Source organism: Rhodopirellula sp. MGV (genome assembly GCF_002251265.1).
GTDB lineage: Bacteria > Planctomycetota > Planctomycetia > Pirellulales > Pirellulaceae > Stieleria > Stieleria baltica_A.
In genome coordinates this window covers 91606-111920 of record NZ_NPDI01000042.1, presented here as the reverse complement: position 1 = coordinate 111920, position 20315 = coordinate 91606, and the positions used below count along the sequence as shown (strand labels likewise).

Annotated in this window: 14 protein-coding genes; 5 read left to right on the top strand and 9 right to left on the bottom strand. The window is 55.8% G+C overall.

Annotated features, from left to right (window positions below; all coding sequences use genetic code 11):
* The first annotated feature begins 37 nt into the window (after nt 1–37).
* A complete protein-coding gene (locus tag CGZ80_RS15185) occupies nt 38–2035 on the top strand; it encodes a c-type cytochrome domain-containing protein (RefSeq protein WP_094416032.1) in 1998 nt (665 codons plus the stop codon).
* Between the two features lie 277 nt (nt 2036–2312).
* A complete protein-coding gene (locus tag CGZ80_RS15180; RefSeq protein WP_094415874.1) occupies nt 2313–3320 on the top strand; it encodes a PIN/TRAM domain-containing protein in 1008 nt (335 codons plus the stop codon).
* A 30-nt stretch (nt 3321–3350) separates the two neighbouring features.
* Here CGZ80_RS15180 and CGZ80_RS15175 read toward each other — a convergent pair whose 3' ends face one another.
* The 8 genes from CGZ80_RS15175 to CGZ80_RS15140 form a co-directional block, all read right to left on the bottom strand.
* Nucleotides 3351–4880 (bottom strand): anti-sigma factor family protein, encoded by a 1530-nt coding sequence (locus CGZ80_RS15175; RefSeq protein WP_143543946.1) that lies wholly within the window; start codon nt 4878–4880, stop codon nt 3351–3353.
* Entirely contained in the window at nt 4870–5532 is a 663-nt protein-coding gene (locus CGZ80_RS15170; RefSeq protein WP_409994550.1) for an RNA polymerase sigma factor, read from the bottom strand. The genes CGZ80_RS15175 and CGZ80_RS15170 overlap by 11 nt, the downstream gene beginning before the upstream one ends.
* 172 nt (nt 5533–5704) lie before the next feature.
* On the bottom strand, nt 5705–6883 hold the full coding sequence (locus CGZ80_RS15165; protein WP_158222707.1) for a YbhN family protein: 1179 nt from the start codon (nt 6881–6883) through the stop codon (nt 5705–5707).
* Entirely contained in the window at nt 6880–9534 is a 2655-nt protein-coding gene (locus CGZ80_RS15160) for a hypothetical protein (protein WP_094415870.1), read from the bottom strand. Before CGZ80_RS15160 ends, CGZ80_RS15165 begins: the two co-directional genes overlap by 4 nt.
* A gap of 149 nt (nt 9535–9683) precedes the next feature.
* Nucleotides 9684–10595 (bottom strand): DUF4339 domain-containing protein, encoded by a 912-nt coding sequence (locus tag CGZ80_RS15155; protein WP_094415868.1) that lies wholly within the window; start codon nt 10593–10595, stop codon nt 9684–9686.
* 5 nt (nt 10596–10600) lie between these two features.
* Nucleotides 10601–13474 carry a hypothetical protein gene (locus CGZ80_RS15150; protein ID WP_094415866.1) on the bottom strand — a complete coding sequence of 958 codons (2874 nt, stop codon included), beginning with the start codon at nt 13472–13474 and terminating at the stop codon, nt 10601–10603.
* A gap of 7 nt (nt 13475–13481) precedes the next feature.
* Complete coding sequence (locus tag CGZ80_RS15145) at nt 13482–15578, bottom strand: hypothetical protein (protein ID WP_094415864.1); 2097 nt, start codon at nt 15576–15578, stop codon at nt 13482–13484.
* A 68-nt stretch (nt 15579–15646) separates the two neighbouring features.
* Entirely contained in the window at nt 15647–16975 is a 1329-nt protein-coding gene (locus tag CGZ80_RS15140; RefSeq protein WP_094415862.1) for a hypothetical protein, read from the bottom strand.
* A 414-nt stretch (nt 16976–17389) separates the two neighbouring features.
* On the opposite strand from CGZ80_RS15140, the gene ubiE reads away from it, so the two are divergent.
* The 3 genes from ubiE to CGZ80_RS15125 are packed head-to-tail and all read left to right on the top strand — an operon-like array spanning nt 17390 to nt 19787.
* A complete protein-coding gene (gene ubiE / locus CGZ80_RS15135; RefSeq protein WP_094416026.1) occupies nt 17390–18184 on the top strand; it encodes a bifunctional demethylmenaquinone methyltransferase/2-methoxy-6-polyprenyl-1,4-benzoquinol methylase UbiE in 795 nt (264 codons plus the stop codon).
* Nucleotides 18181–18849 (top strand): UbiX family flavin prenyltransferase, encoded by a 669-nt coding sequence (locus CGZ80_RS15130; RefSeq protein ID WP_094415860.1) that lies wholly within the window; start codon nt 18181–18183, stop codon nt 18847–18849. Before ubiE ends, CGZ80_RS15130 begins: the two co-directional genes overlap by 4 nt.
* Nucleotides 18846–19787, top strand: a complete 942-nt coding sequence (locus CGZ80_RS15125) for a 4-hydroxybenzoate octaprenyltransferase (protein WP_094415858.1) — start codon at nt 18846–18848, stop codon at nt 19785–19787. The genes CGZ80_RS15130 and CGZ80_RS15125 overlap by 4 nt, the downstream gene beginning before the upstream one ends.
* A 6-nt stretch (nt 19788–19793) precedes the next feature.
* Here CGZ80_RS15125 and CGZ80_RS15120 read toward each other — a convergent pair whose 3' ends face one another.
* Nucleotides 19794–20237 carry an NUDIX hydrolase gene (locus CGZ80_RS15120; protein WP_094415856.1) on the bottom strand — a complete coding sequence of 148 codons (444 nt, stop codon included), beginning with the start codon at nt 20235–20237 and terminating at the stop codon, nt 19794–19796.
* Between the last annotated feature and the right edge of the window lie 78 nt (nt 20238–20315).

Genomic DNA, 20315 nt, shown 5'->3' with positions numbered 1-20315 from the left:
GCTGACCTTCGAGATGTTTTCCAAAGTTAATCAACCGATGTTAAAACGATTCGCACTCATCGCGGCCGGCCTCGCTTCATCAGCTTCTCCAAGCGTGATGGCGGCTGACGCCAAGGACGTCCCTGAAAAAGTCACTTTCGAAGAACACGTCAAGCCGATCTTTCGGCAACACTGCTTGAACTGCCACCACCAGGGTGACAAGAAAGGTGGGTTGGCGCTCGACACCTTCGGCTCGGTCGTCGAAGGCGGCGGTAGCGGCGAGGTGGTGTACGACGATGGTGATTTGGGCGGAAGTCGTTTGTGGCAACTGGTCAGCCACCAAGACACCCCGGTGATGCCACCGAATCAGGACAAGCTTCCTGAACCGCAGTTGGCGATCATCAAGGCTTGGATCGAAGGCGGCATCCTTGAAAACTCCGGGTCGAAAGTCAAAAAGAAAAAGGCGAACGCGCTCGCCTTCGTCGCGTCGACCGGCGGAAAACCAGATGGCCCGGCGGCGATGCCCGAAACCACGCCCTTGGCAACGCCACTGGTGACCGAACGGGCAAGCGCCATCACCGCAATCGCGAGCAGCCCTTGGGCGCCATTGGTGGCGATCGCTGGGCAACAACAAATTGTGCTCTATCACAGCGACACCGGCGAATTGTTGGGAATCCTGCCATTTGAGGAAGGCATCGCCCAAGATTTAAAATTCAGTCGTGATGGGGCGTTCTTGATCGCTGGCGGTGGAGAGCATTCGGTCCAAGGGATCGTCGCGATCTTCAATGTCACCACCGGAGAACGTGTCGCGACCGTCGGTGATGAATTGGACACCGTGTTCGGTGCCGACGCGAATGACGCAATGAACCGGGTCGCCCTCGGTGGTCCGCAAAAGATGTTGCGGATCTTTGACGCGACCGACGGCGAGAAACTGTTCGACATCAAAAAACACACGGACTGGATCTATGCCGTTGCGTACAGCCCCGATGGAATCCTCGTCGCCTCGGGCGATCGGTCTGGCGGTCTTTGTGTTTGGGAAGCCGAAACAGGACGTTTGTACTTAGACTTGACCGGGCATAAAGGTGCAATTCATTCGCTCGCATGGCGTGACGATTCAAACGTGCTTGCCAGTGCGAGTGCCGATGGAACGGTCAAACTATGGGAAATGGAAGGCGGGAAAAACTTGAGAACCATCAATGCCCATGGCGGTGGCGTAACAAGTGTCAAGTTTGATCATCAGGGTCAAATCGCAACGTCTGGCGCCGACGCTCGCGCAAAGCTTTGGGGTGGTGACGGAAACGAGATCAAGAACTTTCCCCAAGGCGGCGAAGCGATGCTGGAAGTCGCAATCAGCCATGACGGAAAACGCCTGATCTATGGCAACTGGAACGGAGAGGTGTTCAACACGCCGATTGACGACGCGAACGCCACGTCGAAACTCGCCGCCAATCCGCCGGCAACAGCGTCTCGACTGGAAAATGCGAAGACGAGTTTGGTCTCCGTCCAGCAACGTCTGGAACCCGTCAAGGCACAGTTGGACCAAGCACTCGCGGGGCTCGAAGCCGCAAAGAAACCCCTCGCGGAACTGGACCAAAAGATCGCAGAGTTACAGCGTCAATCTGCCGAAAGCGAAACGGCGGCAACGACTGCCGAACAGTCCGTTGCAAAGATTGATCAACAGCTGCCGGCGCTCTCAGGCGAAACGCGTGACATGCAAGACCAGGTGACAGCACTCCGCGTGAGCTTGGCGTCAGACGCAACGAAGATGGTTCCGTTGGCTGAATCGGAAGAACGCTTCGCGGGCAAATTGTTGGAGCTGGCCAAGCTCCGTCGCCAACGAACGACAGAATTTGATTCCATCGCGGCACATCGTGATCAAGCTGCGAAACAGAAAGCGGAAGCAGATCAACTCGCGACCACGCGAGCGCCTTTGCAGGAACAAATTCAAAAGGCACAACAAGTCGTCGATGCCGCGAAACAGTCACACGATGAAATCGCCAGCGAAGCTGCCAAGGTTGAATCGAAAATCGAACGGCTAATGGCGAATCTCAATTAGAGTTTTTCCAAAACAACATGTTCATTCGGCGTCCGTCCGACAGTTCTCGATGCGTGCATCAATTGGGGGCGTCGGACGCACACATGCGGTCATATTTTTCTATACTGCATTGCGTTCCGATTATGCCAGCTCTGTGGACCTTAACCGCATTTTTACCCCTCTGTGGTGCTTTGAGTGCGATGGGCCCCTTGGGATAAACGAGACGTCTCATCTAAACTAGGGCTTTATCTGGGCTTCCGGCACCAGGTCTCCCAACTCTCGATTCGTCGAATTTCTGATGGAACTGATCATTCTCCGTTGCGTATTCTTGCTGTGCGCCGGCGGGGTCTCCTGGATTATTAACACGGCGTTGCCGAGCGATGCGGACATCAATCCGTATCTGGTGTTCGTTGGCATCATGGGAATCGCTGTTGCGGCGATCATGGGAGATATCTTTATCTCCAGCAAACGGATCGACTCGATCTCCGCCGTCTACTTCGGAGTCCTGATCGGGTTCTTGTTGACCTATGTGTTGTGGATCGCCCTCGCCCCGTTGTTTGCTCAGTCGTTGCTGCTTGGCAATGCGGTGAAGCTGATCATGGGGATGCTGTTGTGCTATATCTGCACCAGTGTTTTGATCCAAACGAAAGACGATTTCAGATTCCTGATTCCCTATGTGGAATTTGTCCGTGAAGTCAAAGGTTTCAAACCGTTGATCTTGGATACCAGTGTGGTGATTGACGGCCGGATCGCAGACTTGGTCAACACAGGCGTATTTGACAACCAGTTGATCATGCCGCGTTTCGCACTCAGCGAGCTACAGGCGATTGCCGACAGCAGTGACAAATTGCGCCGTGTACGTGGCCGCCGCGGTTTGGACGTTTTGAACCGTATGCGTGCGGACGACAATGTCGACCTGATGATCTTTGATCGCGACCTCCCTGAGCTGGCTGGACAAACGGTCGACCTGAAACTGGTACTGCTGGCCAAACACCTCGAAGGCAAAGTCGTCACCGGCGACTACAACCTCAACAAGGTTGCCAAGCTGCACAATGTCCCTGTGATCAACCTGAACGAGATCAGCAACTCGCTGCGTCCGGTTTATCTGCCGGACGAAACCTTCATCGTCAAAATCATCAAACCGGGCGAAGGTGCCGAACAAGGCGTCGGATACCTCGATGACGGCACCATGGTGGTCGTCGAAGGCGGACGCAACCGTATCGGCCAGGAACTTGACGTGCGGGTAACCAGCACGCTGCAAACGAATGCGGGCAAGATGATTTTCGCTAAATACGAAACCGCCTAACTCGTTTGCGGTCGAGTTCGAAAGGCAGCCCTAGCGGCGAAAGTCGAATCGTCGTCGATCAAAGATTTCTTTCTTGATCCGTGACGGCGATTGCAGATCCAACGTATCCCGATCTTCGCCAAATCGGCTGTCTTTGTCGTAGTCGAGGTAGCGTTCGAGCACCGTCGAATCGTCGTGGTTTCGAAGTTCCGCGATGTGGCGACGCACCGACTCCTGAGCCCAGGTTCGAAGCGTTGCATTCACAGCCGTTTCACCGGCAAACTGGGTAGAGTAGCTGGTCAACGCATCGAGCGTCATCAAAGCGTCTTTGTCCAGCATGCTGCGTAGTACGCTGTATTCATCTTCGGTGACACGCCGCAGTCGTACAGGGCCGGGTGGACGTCCTGAGGGGCCATCTCGGTTCGCATCCGCATCGCCATCAGGCGGTGGAGGCCCGTCTTGTGGAGGCTCGGGACGCCCCCCTGAAAACGGAAAGCGGTTGAACCCAAAACGGCGACGGCCATGCTGATCTGGATCGTCCAACATTTGGTACATCATCACCAGCTTAAAGATCTCGGTGTTGCCGTTGGGCTGCTTTACTCCCGATCGGAAACGCTCCGCCATCTCCGGTGGCAGCTCATCAATGCGGTCCCACAAAATTGCATCGAGCCAGGCGAAGATTCGTTCGGAAGTCGATTCGCTGATCAATTTGCCTGAATCAAACGACAGGTCGGCCATCTTGTATTGAATCGCTTCTTCGATGGCATCAGCCCGTACATTCGCGTTGTCACTTCGGATCGCGTCTCGCATTTCATCGGGCAGGTCTTCGATCCATATCGATGCGACCTTCATCGTCGTCAGCAACGAATCGCGTTCTTCTCGCTCGTTAACTTTGGCAGCCGTGTCTCGCAAACTCGCTTTGGTGGAATCGTCGAATGACTCGAATCGGTTCCATTTGACGAGCAGCTTATCGCGTTGATCGCTTGGCAACGATTTCACCGCGGTTGCGATGTCGTCCGCTGGCAAAGACTCAACCAAACGCTGCGGTTCCATGGACCGTTCGTTGATCTGTTGCATTGCGAAAGCCATCGCTTGCCAACGCGGATTGGTTGCCAATTCATTGAAGAATTTGAAGTCTGGCCCCAAGCTGTACGCATCGATCTCCTCGGCAACCGCCAAATCATCGAATTGTTTTTGCAGCGACAAGCGGCGAGCGTAGGTGGTGCTAATGACACCGACACCGAACGCAAATCCGATCGCGGCAATGGTGAATACCGCGCGACGGTTCTCAAACAACCAACTGGCCTTTTCGGGCTTTGCGGGCGCGATATCGGAGACGACCATTTCGATCGTCGACTCGACCAGCTTTTCGTCGATCGCTTCGCCGGGGATTTCATCGAGCCAATCCCAACCGGTTTGCAACATTTGCAATCGGTGGCGAAACTCGGGCTCGGCAACCAAGCGGCGTTCAACCGATTGACGCTCGTTGTCTTCAAGTTCGTTGTCCAAGTAGGCGACCAACAATTCGTCATCCGGATCGACAGGATGGTCGTCCGTCAGCAACACACTTTCACTCATCATCGCCCCCAGTCTTCGGAACCAGCCCTGCTTCGATGTAAGGCTGGAGCAGTTCTTTAAGGTTGACGCGGGCGCGGCTGAGCAACGACTTGACCGCTTTCGTGGTCAACCCCATCGTTTCGGCGATTTCGGCGTAACTCAGATTTTCAAAACGCGACAGCATCAGCGCTGTCCGTTGACGTTCGCCCAGGGTCTTAACCGCGTGCAAGACGATGTCGCCTCGCTCGACGCCTTCGACCACTCGACTAGGCATCAGGCTACTGGCTTCAAGTGCAGTTGCTGTCACGATTCCCACCGCCTGCGAACCGTCGCCACCGCCAGGTGCGTCAACCTCGTTGACTTCTTGACGTCGTCCTTGGCTCCTCGTGGCATTGCGTGCGACGTTGGCAGCAATCGTGAACAGCCAAGTCGAAAACTTTGCCCCCGGTTCGTAGCGTGTTCTCGCTCGCCAGACCCGCATGAAGGTCTCTTGGGCGAGGTCTTCTGCCATATCGGCTCGAGGCCCCATTGCACGTAGCAAGCGGACCAAGCGTGGGTGATACTTGCGGAGTAACTCTTCATACGCTGCCGCGTCGTCGTTTTTGACACGCAACATCAGTCGGACATCGGGGTCCGATTGGCGATAACGCAGCGCGGTGGATTCGCTGACAGACAACCGAGGCGCACAAGCTAGAGGAAAATCGTAGTGACCGTGTGATCGCCGTTTCGACAGCATGAGCCACACAAAGGCGGCTCAAAAGCACAAGGAAACGGTGACACTGCATAGGGGTTCACAATCATTATTGGGCGCGTTTGCGGCCCAGTACCTGAATTCTAATCTATCAGGTTCAAACCCGAACAATGAGCCAGGTTTCGCAGTTTTGATTTAGCGATGGATTTTGCTGTGCCCCTGCTGATTCAGGCCCGGCTGATTCAGGCCCCCACCGATTCGGACACGTTGGGCTGACGCTTGGACGCGGCACGTAGCCGGGGCATGCCCCCAAACCGATCGCCAAACCCACATCAACGACAATAAAAAGGATTCGAGCGACAATCGCGGCAAATAACGCCACGGACGTCCCAACCACCGGTGATAAAACGACTGTCAACGCCAACTCTCTGGCCCCGGCGCCACCCGGCAATAGGGAAGCGAACCCAACCACCATTGCGAGCGCCATCGCGGCAATCGATGCGACCACTAAAGTCACCCGCGAGGCGTCCTCTGGCAGACCGGGCAAACTGATCAGCACCATTCCGAATGAGCCCCCGATCAAGATCCATCCCAACAAATGCCATAGCCATGCGGCGGTAAAAAATCGCCAACCGCCTGGTGGGGCGACGGAACGTTGACTCGAACTGGGTTCCTGTGCCACCCGTCGAATCCCCAACCGATCGATGATTCGATACAGAATCGGAGGCAGGCTTAACGTGGTCGCGGCCAATCCGGCAAACAACGCACACGCACCCATCCAGCGTGGAACCGGCAACCACAATAGCATCGCCCCTGACAAAGCGGCACCGACCGCCATCATCATGATCGTTTCCATGAAGACCGCGGTAGAACCGGCCAGCCACGGGATGCCTAACTCTTTTAAACGACCGGCTCGAATCACGACCACCATCGCTTTACCGGGCACGTATTTGCCGACGTGCCCAATCGTTTGACTGATGATCGCGTCTTTCACGCCAATCACCAAACCAAACGTCCCGACAGCTTCCAACAAGACCATCCCGCCGGGGATCATGCCGACGCTATAAGTCAATGCCGCGATCGCCAACCACGCCCAAGAGACATTCGACAACTCAGGCAAACTTGCCGCAGCCAGCTCGCGTTCGCGCCGCAAACCTTCACGCGCCACCTGGGACGTTGCCGACTGGATCTGCTGGTCGAGTTGACTGATCGTTTGCAGGGTCGCGTCTCGCTGCTGTGCGAGCGCGTCGAATGACTTTTTGACCGTGAGGCCGAGTCCGATAAGCACCACCAACGCGATCACAATCTTTGCGATCGTCTTGGCGTTTGGACTCATTCGCCCTCCCCGTAGCGAATGGATTCTTTCTTCAGCCGGACCTTCCATTTTTTGACGACATCTTCGCGACGTGATTCGACTTCTTCCTCAGGTCGGAAAAACAAGGTGGTACCGCTGATGTCGCGAAGATTTTCCGATGCCAACACGCGAACCGGAATCGAAGCGGATTCAAGATCGTTGACAAGTTCTTCATCACCGCCCTGTTTCAATTGTTCCTGGGAGTACCCGACTAACAATTTAAACAGGGTGTCACCATCAGCATTGTCGATTGCCGCATTTTCACCTGCGATCGCTGTCCGCACGGCCCTGGCATCGGCGACACTACGGTCAAGCATTTCACGCACCGCGTCAAGGTGCGATGACCAATACAGCCGCTGCTTACCAACACTGAACAGCCCGTCGACGCCAAAGTAGGCCGAGGCATCTCCCAAGGCCAACATCGACTTCCCAGCAAGCGCCGCAACTTCGTTGCGACGGAACCCCAGTGCGACGCGCAGTGCCAATGTCAATGAATCCGCTTTGTCGCTACGAACCAGTTCCAACAAGTCTGACGCCGCTTGGGCTTCGAGCGATCCGGTATCGATTTCCGCGTTCACCCATGGCGGTAGCATCCCGATGTCTTGAACCGTTGGGATCGCGGAACTTTCCTCACCAAGCAGCAACTCGATTGACTGGTTGCTCGACAAAGTAAAATCTCCCGGGGCTCGCAAATCATCGCGTGACGGTGCGACGACGATTTCGCCCACGAAAGACGTGTCTCCTTCGAGTCCGACCAACTGCAATTCGGCTTGATGGTTTTCGGGAAGCATCGGATCTGCTCCCATTCCACGTCGGTGCTGCAACGAATACGCAAACGAGGTCGCCCCAGATTCTGCGGTTGCCACAATCGCAATATCGCGTGTTCGGAGGACCACACTGTCGCCGGCATCGGCAAGTTGCACGACGCCTTTGCCAAAGCTTGTCTCCAACACGGTTTGCTCCCCGTCCCTTTGCAGGGCAACTTGCGATGCCCCGATCATGACCAACGATTTTTCTTCGCGTTCACCGATTTGGAACGTGGCACGGAACTCGGGTCCACAGGCAACCGTTTGTCCTTGCAAAATTTGATCATTGGGTGCAAGCAACTTCCAGTCGTCTTGAACTCGAATGCCCACCAGTGCGTTGTCCGATTTGAACGTCGCGATCGCCTCGCCATCACCGATGGCACCTGCGTCGGGAGCTTCAGCCGGGACCAGGTCGCTTTCTGTTGGCAGCGTTGCCGGATCGACGCTTGCGACATCGGCCATGTCTGGCTCCGCCTCAGTTGCCATACTCGCATCTGCGATGACAGCGTCTGGTGCCGTCGCAGGTACAGCCGGCGTAGACATCACGGGGTCGGCGGTTTCGGCAACGTCCATCTCCTCCGTTGCGGCATCGGCGATAGGGTCACTCGGAGGAACGGGTGGAGCCGAAAAATCGACTTCGACCTCGGATTCAATCACTTCCATTTCAGGCGTCGACTCGGCCACGTCATCGACGACCGTGGCATCCCCGACGGGTTCGGCGGGTAGTTCACTCGTTTCGTTTTCAGCCTCTGAATCGGGAGTTTTAACAGGCTGACTCTCGTCGGATGGGTTTGTCGATTCAGGATCGTCAGCGACAACTGCCGTGTCGTCCGCAGATGGCACAGTCTGGTCGTCATCCAGCAGATCCGACATTTTTGCGTCGGTATCTTGTTTGGAAGCCTGGGGCCCAATCAATGGCGCGAACACTTGGCTGATCGCGAACAACAAGACTGCGGCAAGTCCGAGTGAGACCAACCAAGGTGTAATGCGGGATGGTCGCACATCACCCTCGTAAAAATCAGAACGCTCCAGTTCGCGAAGCGGGCGTGCACCGGCGAGCGGAATGCCGTCATCGAGGTAGTTGCCAATCTCGGCGAATTGGGCCGACTGTTCACGCAGCTTTGTCCCTGCCTTGAATACGCCACTGTCGTCGACTCCGACCGGCTTTACCTCCGGCAGCATCGTTGTCTGGTTTGGCAAGATGGCAGGAGGCGGGCTTACGGGCGAACCGCTGACCTGCGTCACCGAGTTGGGAAGTGGCAGGTTGGTGTCTTCAAACGATGCAGGTGGGACATCTTCGATTTCAGCATCGGTTCCGGTCGAACCTTCGGTTTCGCCCATCTCGATGCTTGAATAACCAGGACCGATCTCGCCCGCGATGATCGCACGACCTGCCCCACCATCGGCAAACAATTGACTCTCCGTCGCCCGGACGTTTCCGTCGACATCGACCATCGAAAAAATTCGATTGCGAAGCTGGTCAGTCGTTTTTGCGGGGCGACCGAGAACCATCGTCAAGATCTGATGGCAGGCGCCCGCTTCGGCCAAACTGGAAAGCGAATCCATGCACGCTTTCTCGATTTCCGCTGTCTGCTCTGGAGACAACGTGCTGTCCAGATAGTCGCTCATCATGTTCGCGTCTTCTGTCGGATGAACCGAATCAGGAGCGGGTGCGGACAGATCTGGTTTCGTGATGCTTGCACGGATCGCCTGCACCAATTGGCTTGCCTGCCCACTACGTTCCAGCTTTTCACGCAAGTCTTCTCGATCCCTTGGCTCCAAGGTGTCATCGAGATATGCGAGTAGTGTGCGAAGCGTCAGTCTCATGATTCAGCTCGAGTTCGTACGGAGAAATGCCCTGCTAGTGGTTAGTGGGCGCGAAGGCGCGGATCCGTGCAACGAATTCGAAAAATCAATGAATTAGTCCGAGGGCGACACATTTGGTGCCCCAAGTGGCCCTCTGGAATCAAGGGGGATCAGCCCAAGATGCTGGTCACGGGGATTTTCATGGCAACGGCAGCGATGATGACCAGTGTCACGATCACCGTCCATGCGATCGCGGCGATCGAACCGATCTGCCAAAACTGGGTCAGCGACTTGGCCGCTACGATCGCGGCGATGGGGGATGACGCCTGATCCGCCGCCTTTAACTTCGTTGCCAATTGAATCGCTAAACCACCAACCAGAATGCCAACCGCAGCTGAGATTAAATGGACGACCGTCGAAAACGTGTCGGATTTAGGTTTCTGTCCGCCTTCGCTGAGTTTCAAAACGTGCACGACGAAGAAAACCAGGCACCCCAAAACCAGACCAATTCCGAAGGCGAGCACCCAAGCGTGATTTTGACAAAGTTCGTTTGCCAAAGTGCCGTTGACGGTTCCGCCAACATCATCGGAGTCCTCGGCGGAATCACCTGAGGCACCACTTCCGGATGCCGGCTTGCCACCGAAAAGTTCCGGGATCGCTTCGCTAGCCGGTTCCCATCCCTGCATTCCGTTCTTCCAAACGAGCGAATCCTTTTTCAAGATCTTCGCTTCGACGTACAGACGCATTTGGTCCAGCGAAACAGGACCTTGCTTTTCGTTTTGGACGTGCGCGTACCATTGTGCCGCGGCGTTTTCGTTGGGAGCGATCACTGCTTGACCGCTACTGCCCGGCGGGACCGTGTTTCCGTCAGAGGCCAAATCGCCCGCAGCGGATCCCGCGGGGGCGACTCGTGGAAAGAATCCACCAAACTCTTCAGCCTTCGTCCAACTCAACCCGTCCGCAGACAGTTCATGCATGCGCGTTACCTGTCCCCGACGGACCATCTCTTTGACTTTGTCGGGTGTCAGTGGACCGATCGTGCGGCCACGAAATCGAATGAAGACGCGATCGATTTGTGTCATGCGTGTCAGTTCGGGAACAAGAACAGAGGACGTCCGGCAATGAGGTCGACCGGATTAGAGGTCAGTTGAATATGACCTTGCGTAAGAGTGCCAATTTTGACCAACGAGGTTTCCGCGTCGCCTTCGCGAGACGGAATCGCAACATAAAGTGCGCCATCGTTTTCTGGCAAACGAGAGCGTAGATGATACTCGATTTGGTTGTTGTCGTTTCTGGTGAGAAAACCGATCCACTCCAATTTAGAAGTCGCGATCTTGGTCATGTCACTCAACGGATCCGCGAAGCGGGGATAGACGGTTCGCAGTTCTGACTTGATGATCGTATCGACGTCTTCAGGAAGCTCGCTACTAAACGCGTGTGGCTCATACCAACGTTCAAACGTGCTTGTCCGCCGTTGTAGCGTGGCCATGGACTGAGGAATGGCCTTTGCCAAGCGATCACTTCCGCGCGTCGCACCGCTCAAGAGCTGAAAGATCAACCACTCTTTGATTCTCGCATCAAGTTCTGGTCGCTTGGTCATCAATTCGCTGACCAGCCGGATATAAGTTTGTTCCCACAGCGACGCGAAATCAATTTTTCGTGAAGCCTGCTCACGGCGCAGCCAAGCAAATGTCTCCATTGGCTCGTTCTTCAAATCGGTCAGCGGCCCATCAAAGCCACGGTTACGTACCGCGCCGGTCGGGCTGACGACGACCATCACACCTTGATTGCCCGCGTTTTTCATCCGGGCCGTGTTGTCTTCGACGAAGGTCTTGGTGAGCAAGTATTGCTGACCGTCCACTGTCAAGGTCACCAATTGCGAAAGCGGATGGTTGCTGATGCTGTTGAACGTGTCGTCTAGGATCTGATTGCGGCGACGAATCTCTTGCATCGACTCGGTAAAATTCGGCATCGCATCAAAAACTGGATTTGGCGAAACGTCTTCGCCAAGCAACTGTGCCGATTCCATCAATTCAGTCGCTTCGCCGCTGGTGACACCGTTGTTCAACCGCTCGGCAAACCGCTTCAACCAGTCATTGGTCCGGTCAACGTCCAACCAATAATCTTGTTCGTCGATCACCCTGGCGAAATCAATGAAACCAGTGTTGGCAATCGAACGTCGAGACAATTCACGTAGACGTTTCCCATAGACTTCCAGCGAACCTGCGTTAACCAACATATCGATCGCTTCGCTGCGTTGTGCGTCCGACTGCATTTTGCGTTTCATCTGGTCGATGGTGGACGAGATCGCGCTGCGAAGCTGTTCCTGTTTATTCGTTGCCACATCGGATCGCCGGGGATACAGCGCCGACAAACGAACGACCAATGTTCGCAACTGTTCCAAAGCGGTCAGGTTGGTGGCAGAGTTGCCGCGAGATTGCAATTCGCCGAATGTCGTCCAGTACTCGCCGACTTGCGCGATCATGTCATCGCTCTGTTTCGTCATGACCTTCTGGTTGTACGCATCCTTGCGCTGACGCAGGTCATCGATTCGTGCCCGTTCGCCTTCGCTGGTGGCGAGCTCTTCAAGCTGCGGAATCAGTGCCCCATCGATCAATTCCGGATTATCGCTATTGGCTTGACGGAGAAGCTCCTCAAAACGATCACTCCGCTGTTGATCCTTTTCAACTGCTTTGACGGCTTGAGACTGCATCGCGACCATTCGTGGAAGGGCCGCTACGTCGGGGGCACTTGACTGGATTGTCCCGAAAAAGGCGAGGGCTTCGTCGTTGCGTTCTTCGCTGACGAAGGTCTCCATTTGGCGAAGATAGTCTTCACGTTGCTGTGCGCGACGCGATGCCGAATAAACCATGAACGCCGCGATCGAACCGGTGATAAAAACGGCCCCGGCGGCGATACCAATCGCCATCCATTTGCGTTTGGCTTGTTTGGCAGGCTCGGCGGCCAGTTCGTCGATACGTTCGGCGACCTCTTGTGGCAGCGGCTCTCCGAACTTGGTTGCCTGTTCTTGTGCCGCTTGGATCTCGTCTGCCGAATGGGTCCCGTCCAGGCATTCTTCGAGTCTTGAGATCGCGATCTGTCGCTCGCTTTCCATGACCGCTTGGCGATCGAGATCTTCCAACCACCGGAGCGTCGGCGAGACCCGTGATTGCAACTTCGGTGACACTTCAATTTTGTAGTGCGCTCGACTGGCTTGCCATTGCGAGCGAAGCGACCGGGCACTGGACTCGTCACGATCGGCAAACGCACGCTCGAGTGCAGGCACGAACTGCCCTAGTTCGCGGTCCATGTTTTCACGTACATGAGCTTCGGCGGCGAATTGACTTTGCTCGATCAGCCGCGGACTCGGTTTGACTCGCCATTGATTCGACGTCAGTTCTTCGTTGATCAGAAACAGTTGGCGTGAATCTTCGCGTTCAAGTGATTGCTGAAGCTCGGTTTCGATTTGGCCAAGGCGAATCTTTTCCCATGTTTCGACGTCGTCGCCCCAAACCGGATTGCCCGAATCGACGTGAGCGATTTGCCGCAGCGTTCGCAAACGAATCGAAAGTGGCGCCTTGGCGATCGCCAATCGTCGGTGACGGCGCAACAACGCTTCGAGCGGCAAACTTTCGATGATCGCTTCGTTGACCTGCGCCACGTAGTCGACGTTCAATTTCGGTGGCAACGGAATCCCCAGGAACTGCAGAATCTCGTTCCATTCGTCCCACTCGGGGAATTCCAACTCGGCCGCCAAATCGAGCGTGTTGGGGGTCATCTCAATCCGCTGGATCGCCTCGCTGCGCAGGCCTTTGCGCAGCAGCATCACGGCTTCGTCGAGACGCTGATTGACGGCTTGAACTTCGACCTTGTAAGCCTCGGCGAGCGGACGCATTTCTCCCTCGGCGATTCCGTCCCGCTTTTCCAGGGCGCGTCGAATTTTGTCAACGGTCGTCGGCATGAATCTACTACCAAGAAAAATAAATGCTAAGCGGAACACGCCGAATGACGGCGCGGTCGGCATCGAAAAAGATTAATTCAGGAACCTCGACTTCATGCCCCGTTTTCAAGACTTCCTGTGCCTTTCGCATGTCGTTGGCCAACAGCGGAATTTCGCCACAAATCGCGACAATATTCAACACCGCCGACTGCTCGATGCGGGAAAGGGGCTGAGGCAATTGCAAGACTTTGTTTTGCAGACGTTGACGCAGTTCGCCAGCGTCATCTTCGAAGTCTTCGCTGAAGGGGATCGTTCGAAACAGATAACTCGCAAGCGACTCTTGCGATCGTCCCAGACGTACCAGGAACGGCGCGACCAAGTTCTGTAGCAACGGCGGCAATGTCTCGCTCTGTTCTTTGATTGCCTTGACCGAGTCCAACAGTTTTGTCAGCGACATCGCGAATTCGCGGTAGGCACCAGATTGACCAGACCAAGTCGAGTCGGCCGCATTGAAGTCCAGTTTAACATCACCGATTAGATAACCCGTCTCGGGATGCCAAAAGAACTGTGCACGAGGCAGCGTCATCGGAACCTGACGCAGTTGACGCACAGCCAACGAGCGTTTGCCATCGACCAATTCAGTTGGAACGACATCATAGTTTTTTGGGTCTGCCAAGCTAAACGGATCCGCACCCCAAGCCGCGAAGACGACTTGGCGTTCTTCGGTGGGCTTTTGAAAGGACTCTTGAGCGGGTGTTTCGTTTTCCGAATCAGATTTCGGAGCCAATTGGGCAGTCGACAGGTCCGCAAGCTTCAATCCTCCACGCACTTCGATCTCTCGAGGGAACGGCGTCTTCTCACTTAGCCCTTCGCCCGCGTTTCGACCAAGCACCCAACCCATCAATTGCTTTTTGTCATAGCGAAGTCGAAATTCGATTGTCTCTGTTGCCGGACTTGATGGCGTTTGCGTTTCGGAAGGTTCCGACGAATCGGCAATTGTCTCTGGCGCCTCGGAAGGCTCCTCCGCCACCGGCGTCTTGATTCGCTGGGGGATTGGTGGATCTGAAAACTGCGAAGCGGCAAACCAAACGATCGCTGCGAGCGCGGCGAACAGGAAGATCCCGGTTGTCGTCCACCAAGCCGGTGACTTGCGTTTTTTGCGATTCAGTCCACCCGGCAAATCTGGCGGTCCGGTTGGCGGAGGCGAGTTTTCGGCTTCCTCAACACTGCTGCCCTCATCCCAATAGGACGCCAAATCGCTTTGCGTGTCAGCGACAGCTTCGGAGGAGGTCTCGATTGAACGTGTCGGAATGACGCTCGCAACTGGCCTTTGCATTCCTCGTGCCCTCTCGATCCAGCGCGTCGTCCGGGCGACGGGGGCAGGTTTTGTCAAATTGATGCAACGTTTCCCCGAGAGCGCCTGCTTGGCCTCGTCGGTGCCTTCGGGCACGAAACGAATTCGACAATTCCCGTCCGGAGGAATTTTGACGGCGAATGTATTGAACGTTGCTTGCCAGCGTTGTGCGACGGGTAACAACGCGATGACTTCATCCATCATCGCCAGCAATCGATCTCGCTGGGCGAGAGAATACACAATCCAAAGTGGCGTTTCGTCGGATTGCGTGATCGTCTCGGCAACGACTCCCGCCCAGCCGGCGTCTCCGGCGACGTTTTTCCACTCGGTGCAGATACGTTCGTCCTGGTTCCGCATCGGAATACTTGGGCCAGTCGAAGGCGTTTCACAATGGCCGTGCCATTCCGACCGGATGACGGATTGTTGCAGCAGCCAAGCCGGTCCGGCAGGTGACATCTCGTGCGGTTCGACAACCAAATGATGTGCAATCTTGTTGCTCGCGCGGCCGGTGTAGTCGATCCCATAAGGTCCGATTCGCGACAAGATCGAAGTTGGTCGGCCACCTAGATGAAAGATCTGGTGCGAGTACGCGATGGGGTTTTCGGCGTATCGTGGATGGTCAGCCATAAAGAACTGACGATACCCAGAGATCGATTCCAGTTTGCTGATCAGGTTGATCGGCATTCCAGACGTCGACAACACTGTGCAGAAACCTTTCGCACCGTGTCGAAGCCCCTGGGGCGCGGACGTGTAAAGCAGCTCATTACTCATTCATCAGGACCGCGTCGCGTCGTCCAAATTCACTTCGTCTGAAATCACTAAGGTAGAAAAGGCGATGCCTAGAGTTTCTCTTGCATCCAGCGTCCGTCTTCCATGCCTGATCCGGGCGCCGATGCACCAACCAGCCCTCCCGCCCAGTTGTGCAGCGCCATCAACATCGGGACTTCGACCCAGAAAGGATTCATATCGCGAGGTCGAATGCCGAGCGCACCGGTGGCCGGATCGAGCGTCGGATGCGTGCCGCTGGCACTGACAGGAATGAACGTCAAACTGGTTGAAAATCCTTCTGCCGCCGCGACGATCTCGGGGCAGATTTCACTCATCAGTTCGCCAACTCGCTCGCTTGTCGATTTGATCCGCTGGCTATCGAGCGAACAGAGCTTTGAACCGGCGATCGGCAAATAGGGTTCGTCGGTCGACACATCGGGAAGCAGATTGCGCCATGCATCCCACTTGGTCACGATAATCACCAAAGGACGCTGGTGCAGTTCGTCGTCGCGCAAGCCGGCATGCCGACGCACCCGTTGGATCGCTTCCAGCAAAATCGTGTCCTGGCGGATCGTTGTCTCGCGCGCCAATCGCGTCGTTCGCGAAGCCATCTGCGGGTCGTTCGACTTCCCTTCACAGGCCCGACGAAAACGCGTGTCTTGCGTCGGATCGAAACAGAAAAACAAACACTTCGACCGCGCGAGGTGACGAGTCACTGGGCTGATCGTTTTGTCAGCACCAGGAAAGAAACTTTCGCCCGCGTTATCGTACAAACACACCAGCTTCGAAATCTCACGATTGCGTTGGTACCGCGGATGGCTGGAAAGCGGTTGCAGATTGAACATGAACGGACGCGGGAACGTTACCGTGTGATCGCCCATGTTGACCGTGTCATACATGTCGCCTTGCTCTTCCGTTTTTGCAAGTGCGACGGGGGTGTCCAAATCGGGGTTCATGAACTGCTGTTCTTCGTATTCATGAATCCGCGAATTCGTTTCGGCGTCCACGTCGCTTAGCGAAACGGCAAAGCGTTTGGGCAGTGTCTGCCGCAGCTTCCAAGACAACGAGGTCAGGAAATAACTTTTGCCGCATGCGGGTGCCCCGAAGATGCTGAAGAACAAACTTGGCACTTGATACATCGAACGTGGCACGTGCAGGTGACACTTGGGACAAGCCATTCGTGTCGCGTACTGGCCCATCTCGTCGATCGCGTCACCTTGAGGCGTGAAACGACTCGGCAAAAAACGCTTGGGATGCTGAAATCCAAGCTTCGCGTCCCCGAGCAGATCCGGGTGCTCCGAAATCCAAAGTGATTCCTCCGGGGCATAGTGGCTCCAACAATGCGGGCACGTCACTTTGGTGAGTAACGTCGCGGCACGGGAATGTACAAGACTCGCCATAGACTCAGTTAATCACGTTCGTTGAATGCGGGAATCAGTCTGCCGGCTCTTGAGTAGCGTAATAACAGGCAAAAGTTCTGAAAGGGTGTTCAGTCTATCCGTAGGCGGGGTTTCAGTCCACTAAAACTCACCATTGAGTGCCGATTCAGGCGGTGGGGGATGGGTATGCTTTTCGGGCAGCTTCGCTTACCGTACCTTTCACGATCCAAGACGATTTAGCACGCGATTGAGCACTTGCCCCCACCGGTGGCGTTTTGAATCGCTCCTTTATCGACCTGACGACGCCACTGTGTCGGAATTTGACCGTCGCAGGACCTGTTTTCAGTTTCAAAGATGGTGTTTATGACTTCCGAGATCGCTGACGCGCAACACGACGCACGCACGCATGGCCTCCCCAGCGGCCCAAAATCACCGATGAATTCACCTGACCCGACGTTCGATAAGAGCAACGAACGTGTTCGCGAGATGTTTCGGCAAATCGCTCCCAAGTACGATTTGATGAACCATCTACTGTCGATGAACATCGATAAGTACTGGCGGCGGTGCGCGGTCAAACGCCTGGAGTTAGTCTCCGGCATCCCTGTCCTGGATACCTGCACTGGCACCGGGGACTTGGCAATGGCTATCGCCCAGTCGGCCCCCGCAGATGTCGAGGTGATTGGCAGCGATTTCTGTGGCGCAATGCTGGACATCGCCCGGACCAAACGCGTCGTCGGTACACCGACCGAATCGATCGACTACGTCGAAGCCGATTCCCAACAATTGCCATTCGGGTCGGACATGTTTCAAGCCGTAACGGTTGCCTTCGGACTGCGCAACGTTGCCGATACCGATCGAGGGTTATGCGAGCTCACGCGTGTTTGTCGGCCCGGCGGTAAAGTCATGGTGCTGGAATTTTCGCGACCAACCGCATTCGGACTGCGACAGATCTACAACAGTTACTTCAAGTACATTTTGCCCAAAGTCGGCCAGTGGTTTGCCAAGAACGACAAGTCAGCCTATAGCTACCTGCCTGATTCGGTCAGCCGCTTCCCCGACGGTGAAGCTCTGGCCAGCCGCATGCGACATGCGGGACTGCAAGACGTCAAATTCACTCCTCTGACATTTGGTGTCTGCACGATTTATGAAGGCACCAAGCCGGGCGAGCTGCATACGAAAGTCCAACACACGCACGTTCAGCCTACTACCGATCGCCCCGCAAACGCATGAGCTCCACGCGATTTCCTGTCGTGATCGCAATCACCGGTGCTAGCGGAGCGATCTATGCGATTCGATTACTGCAGTCGCTTTGTCAATCCGATCAGAGCGTCCACCTGACAATCAGCCCAAGTGGTGCTGCCGTTATCGCGCAGGAAACGGGATTGAAAGTCGATTTAAAGCATCCCGATTTGTCGGCGCTAATCAGCTATGTGCCTGACTGGACAAGCGATGATCGCCGCGCGGCAACATTGGCTGTTGATTGGGGAACGGCGATCGATCAGAAACTGCACTACCATCACTACGAAGACTATTTCACGCCGATCGCGAGTGGATCATTTCAAACCTCGGCGATGGTCGTCTGCCCGTGCAGTGGCAGCACGCTGAGCAGTATCGCGCATGCCGCATCCAACAACTTGATTTCGCGGGCCGCCGAAGTTCACTTGAAAGAACAGCGGAAATTGGTCCTCGTCCCACGGGAGACGCCGCTCAGCGTGCTGCAGCTGGAAAACATGCAGCGTGCCGCAGCAGCCGGCGCGACAATCTTGCCGGCAATGCCTGGATGGTATCACGGTGTTGACTCAATCGACTCGCTCGTCGATTTCGTCGTCGGAAGAATTCTGGATCAACTACAGATCGACAATCAGATGATTCATCGATGGAAGGACACAACATGAGCCAGTCGGCGGAGCATCCCCAGCACCGCCCGAGCATCGCGGATTGGCTGGGATTGATTCGATTTTCACACACGTTGTTCGCGTTGCCCTTTGCGACGCTGGCAACAGTGATGGCGTTCGCCGCGCCGCTTCCCGATGGGCAAACGCCGACGCTGCGCTGGACCGACCTTGTTGCGATCTTGGTTTGCATGGTCACCGCCCGAAGTGCCGCGATGGCTTTCAATCGGTTGGTGGATCGCAAGATTGATGCCGCCAATCCACGCACGGAAAACCGCCACCTTCCGGCGGGGCGACTATCAGCACCTGCTGTCCACGCATTCGTTTGGATCAACAGCATTGTCTTTGTGGGCGCGACGGCGGCATTCTTGCCGAACTGGGTCCCACTCGCCGCAGCGCTTCCTGTGCTGGCGGTGGTGATGGGATATAGCCTGGCCAAACGGTTCACCAGCGCCGCGCACCTCTGGCTGGGAATCGCACTGAGCCTGTCACCAATGTGCGCGTGGGTGGCGATCCGCGGACCACAATCGGTGCTTCACCCGAGTGACTTGATCGCACCATTACTTTTGGCAGCCGCCGTCGCGGCGTGGGTTACGGGATTCGACATCATCTATGCATGCCAAGATGCGGACTACGATCGCAGTGTGAAATTGCATAGCGTCCCCGCTCGCTTCGGAATCGCCGGGGCACTGCGGATCGCCGCGGCGACCCACGTATTGATGCTCGGCTTTCTTGTCACGCTGCCGCTATTGGCACCCGGAGTCGGATTTGGTTGGCTGTACTGGGCGGCGTTGGTGGTCATCTTCGCGTTGGTGATTCGCCAACACACCTTGGTCAGCGCGGACGACCTCGGGCGCGTCGGGCAAGCGTTCTTTCACACCAACGTTGCGATCAGCGTCCTGCTGATGGTTGCCGGTTCGATCGATTGCCTGTGGATCTAGCGAGGCCTAGCACCAATCGCAATCGAGCCCAATTTCGCCACGTTCCCAAGCGATCAAGAACGGCGGCAAACTGGGCAGCAAATCGCTCGCATGACGAACTTCGTCGCGACTCATCCAAAAGACGTCTGCGACTTCGGCCGGATTCGCGGTCGGAAATTGCGCATCGCTCAAATCAGCGTGCCACCAAGCGAGATTCGTCCCCCAGCTCGTGACACTGCGATAACACAATTGCATCGGCGTCACGTCGATGGCGAGCTCTTCGTCCATTTCGCGAACCAACGCTTGTTCTTCGGTCTCACCTTTTTCGATCCCGCCACCGGGGAGGCACAGCTTGCCCGGGGCAGTCACCCTCAGCGCACGACGAATCACCAACAGCTTGGCGTCGCGAAAGATCACGGCCACCACACCGCGTTTGCGTCGAGTGCTGGGTTTGACGGGGGGACAATCCATAAGTCAGCTTGTAGCGGAAATCATGCCGATCGACAATCGCGATCAAACACACTCTTCCCGATAGAACTCCAAAGTTAA

Excerpts from the sequence above, each read along its gene's own strand:
- CGZ80_RS15185 (WP_094416032.1), top strand. The coding sequence starts at position 38 with ATGTTAAAACGATTCGCACTCATCGCGGCCGGCCTCGCTTCATCAGCT.
- CGZ80_RS15180 (WP_094415874.1), top strand. The coding sequence starts at position 2,313 with ATGGAACTGATCATTCTCCGTTGCGTATTCTTGCTGTGCGCCGGCGGG.
- CGZ80_RS15175 (WP_143543946.1), bottom strand. The coding sequence starts at position 4,880 with ATGATGAGTGAAAGTGTGTTGCTGACGGACGACCATCCTGTCGATCCG.
- CGZ80_RS15165 (WP_158222707.1), bottom strand. The coding sequence starts at position 6,883 with ATGAGTCCAAACGCCAAGACGATCGCAAAGATTGTGATCGCGTTGGTG.
- CGZ80_RS15160 (WP_094415870.1), bottom strand. The coding sequence starts at position 9,534 with ATGAGACTGACGCTTCGCACACTACTCGCATATCTCGATGACACCTTG.
- CGZ80_RS15155 (WP_094415868.1), bottom strand. The coding sequence starts at position 10,595 with ATGACACAAATCGATCGCGTCTTCATTCGATTTCGTGGCCGCACGATC.
- CGZ80_RS15150 (WP_094415866.1), bottom strand. The coding sequence starts at position 13,474 with ATGCCGACGACCGTTGACAAAATTCGACGCGCCCTGGAAAAGCGGGAC.
- CGZ80_RS15145 (WP_094415864.1), bottom strand. The coding sequence starts at position 15,578 with ATGAGTAATGAGCTGCTTTACACGTCCGCGCCCCAGGGGCTTCGACAC.
- CGZ80_RS15140 (WP_094415862.1), bottom strand. The coding sequence starts at position 16,975 with ATGGCGAGTCTTGTACATTCCCGTGCCGCGACGTTACTCACCAAAGTG.
- ubiE (WP_094416026.1), top strand. The coding sequence starts at position 17,390 with ATGAATTCACCTGACCCGACGTTCGATAAGAGCAACGAACGTGTTCGC.
- CGZ80_RS15130 (WP_094415860.1), top strand. The coding sequence starts at position 18,181 with ATGAGCTCCACGCGATTTCCTGTCGTGATCGCAATCACCGGTGCTAGC.
- CGZ80_RS15125 (WP_094415858.1), top strand. The coding sequence starts at position 18,846 with ATGAGCCAGTCGGCGGAGCATCCCCAGCACCGCCCGAGCATCGCGGAT.
- CGZ80_RS15120 (WP_094415856.1), bottom strand. The coding sequence starts at position 20,237 with ATGGATTGTCCCCCCGTCAAACCCAGCACTCGACGCAAACGCGGTGTG.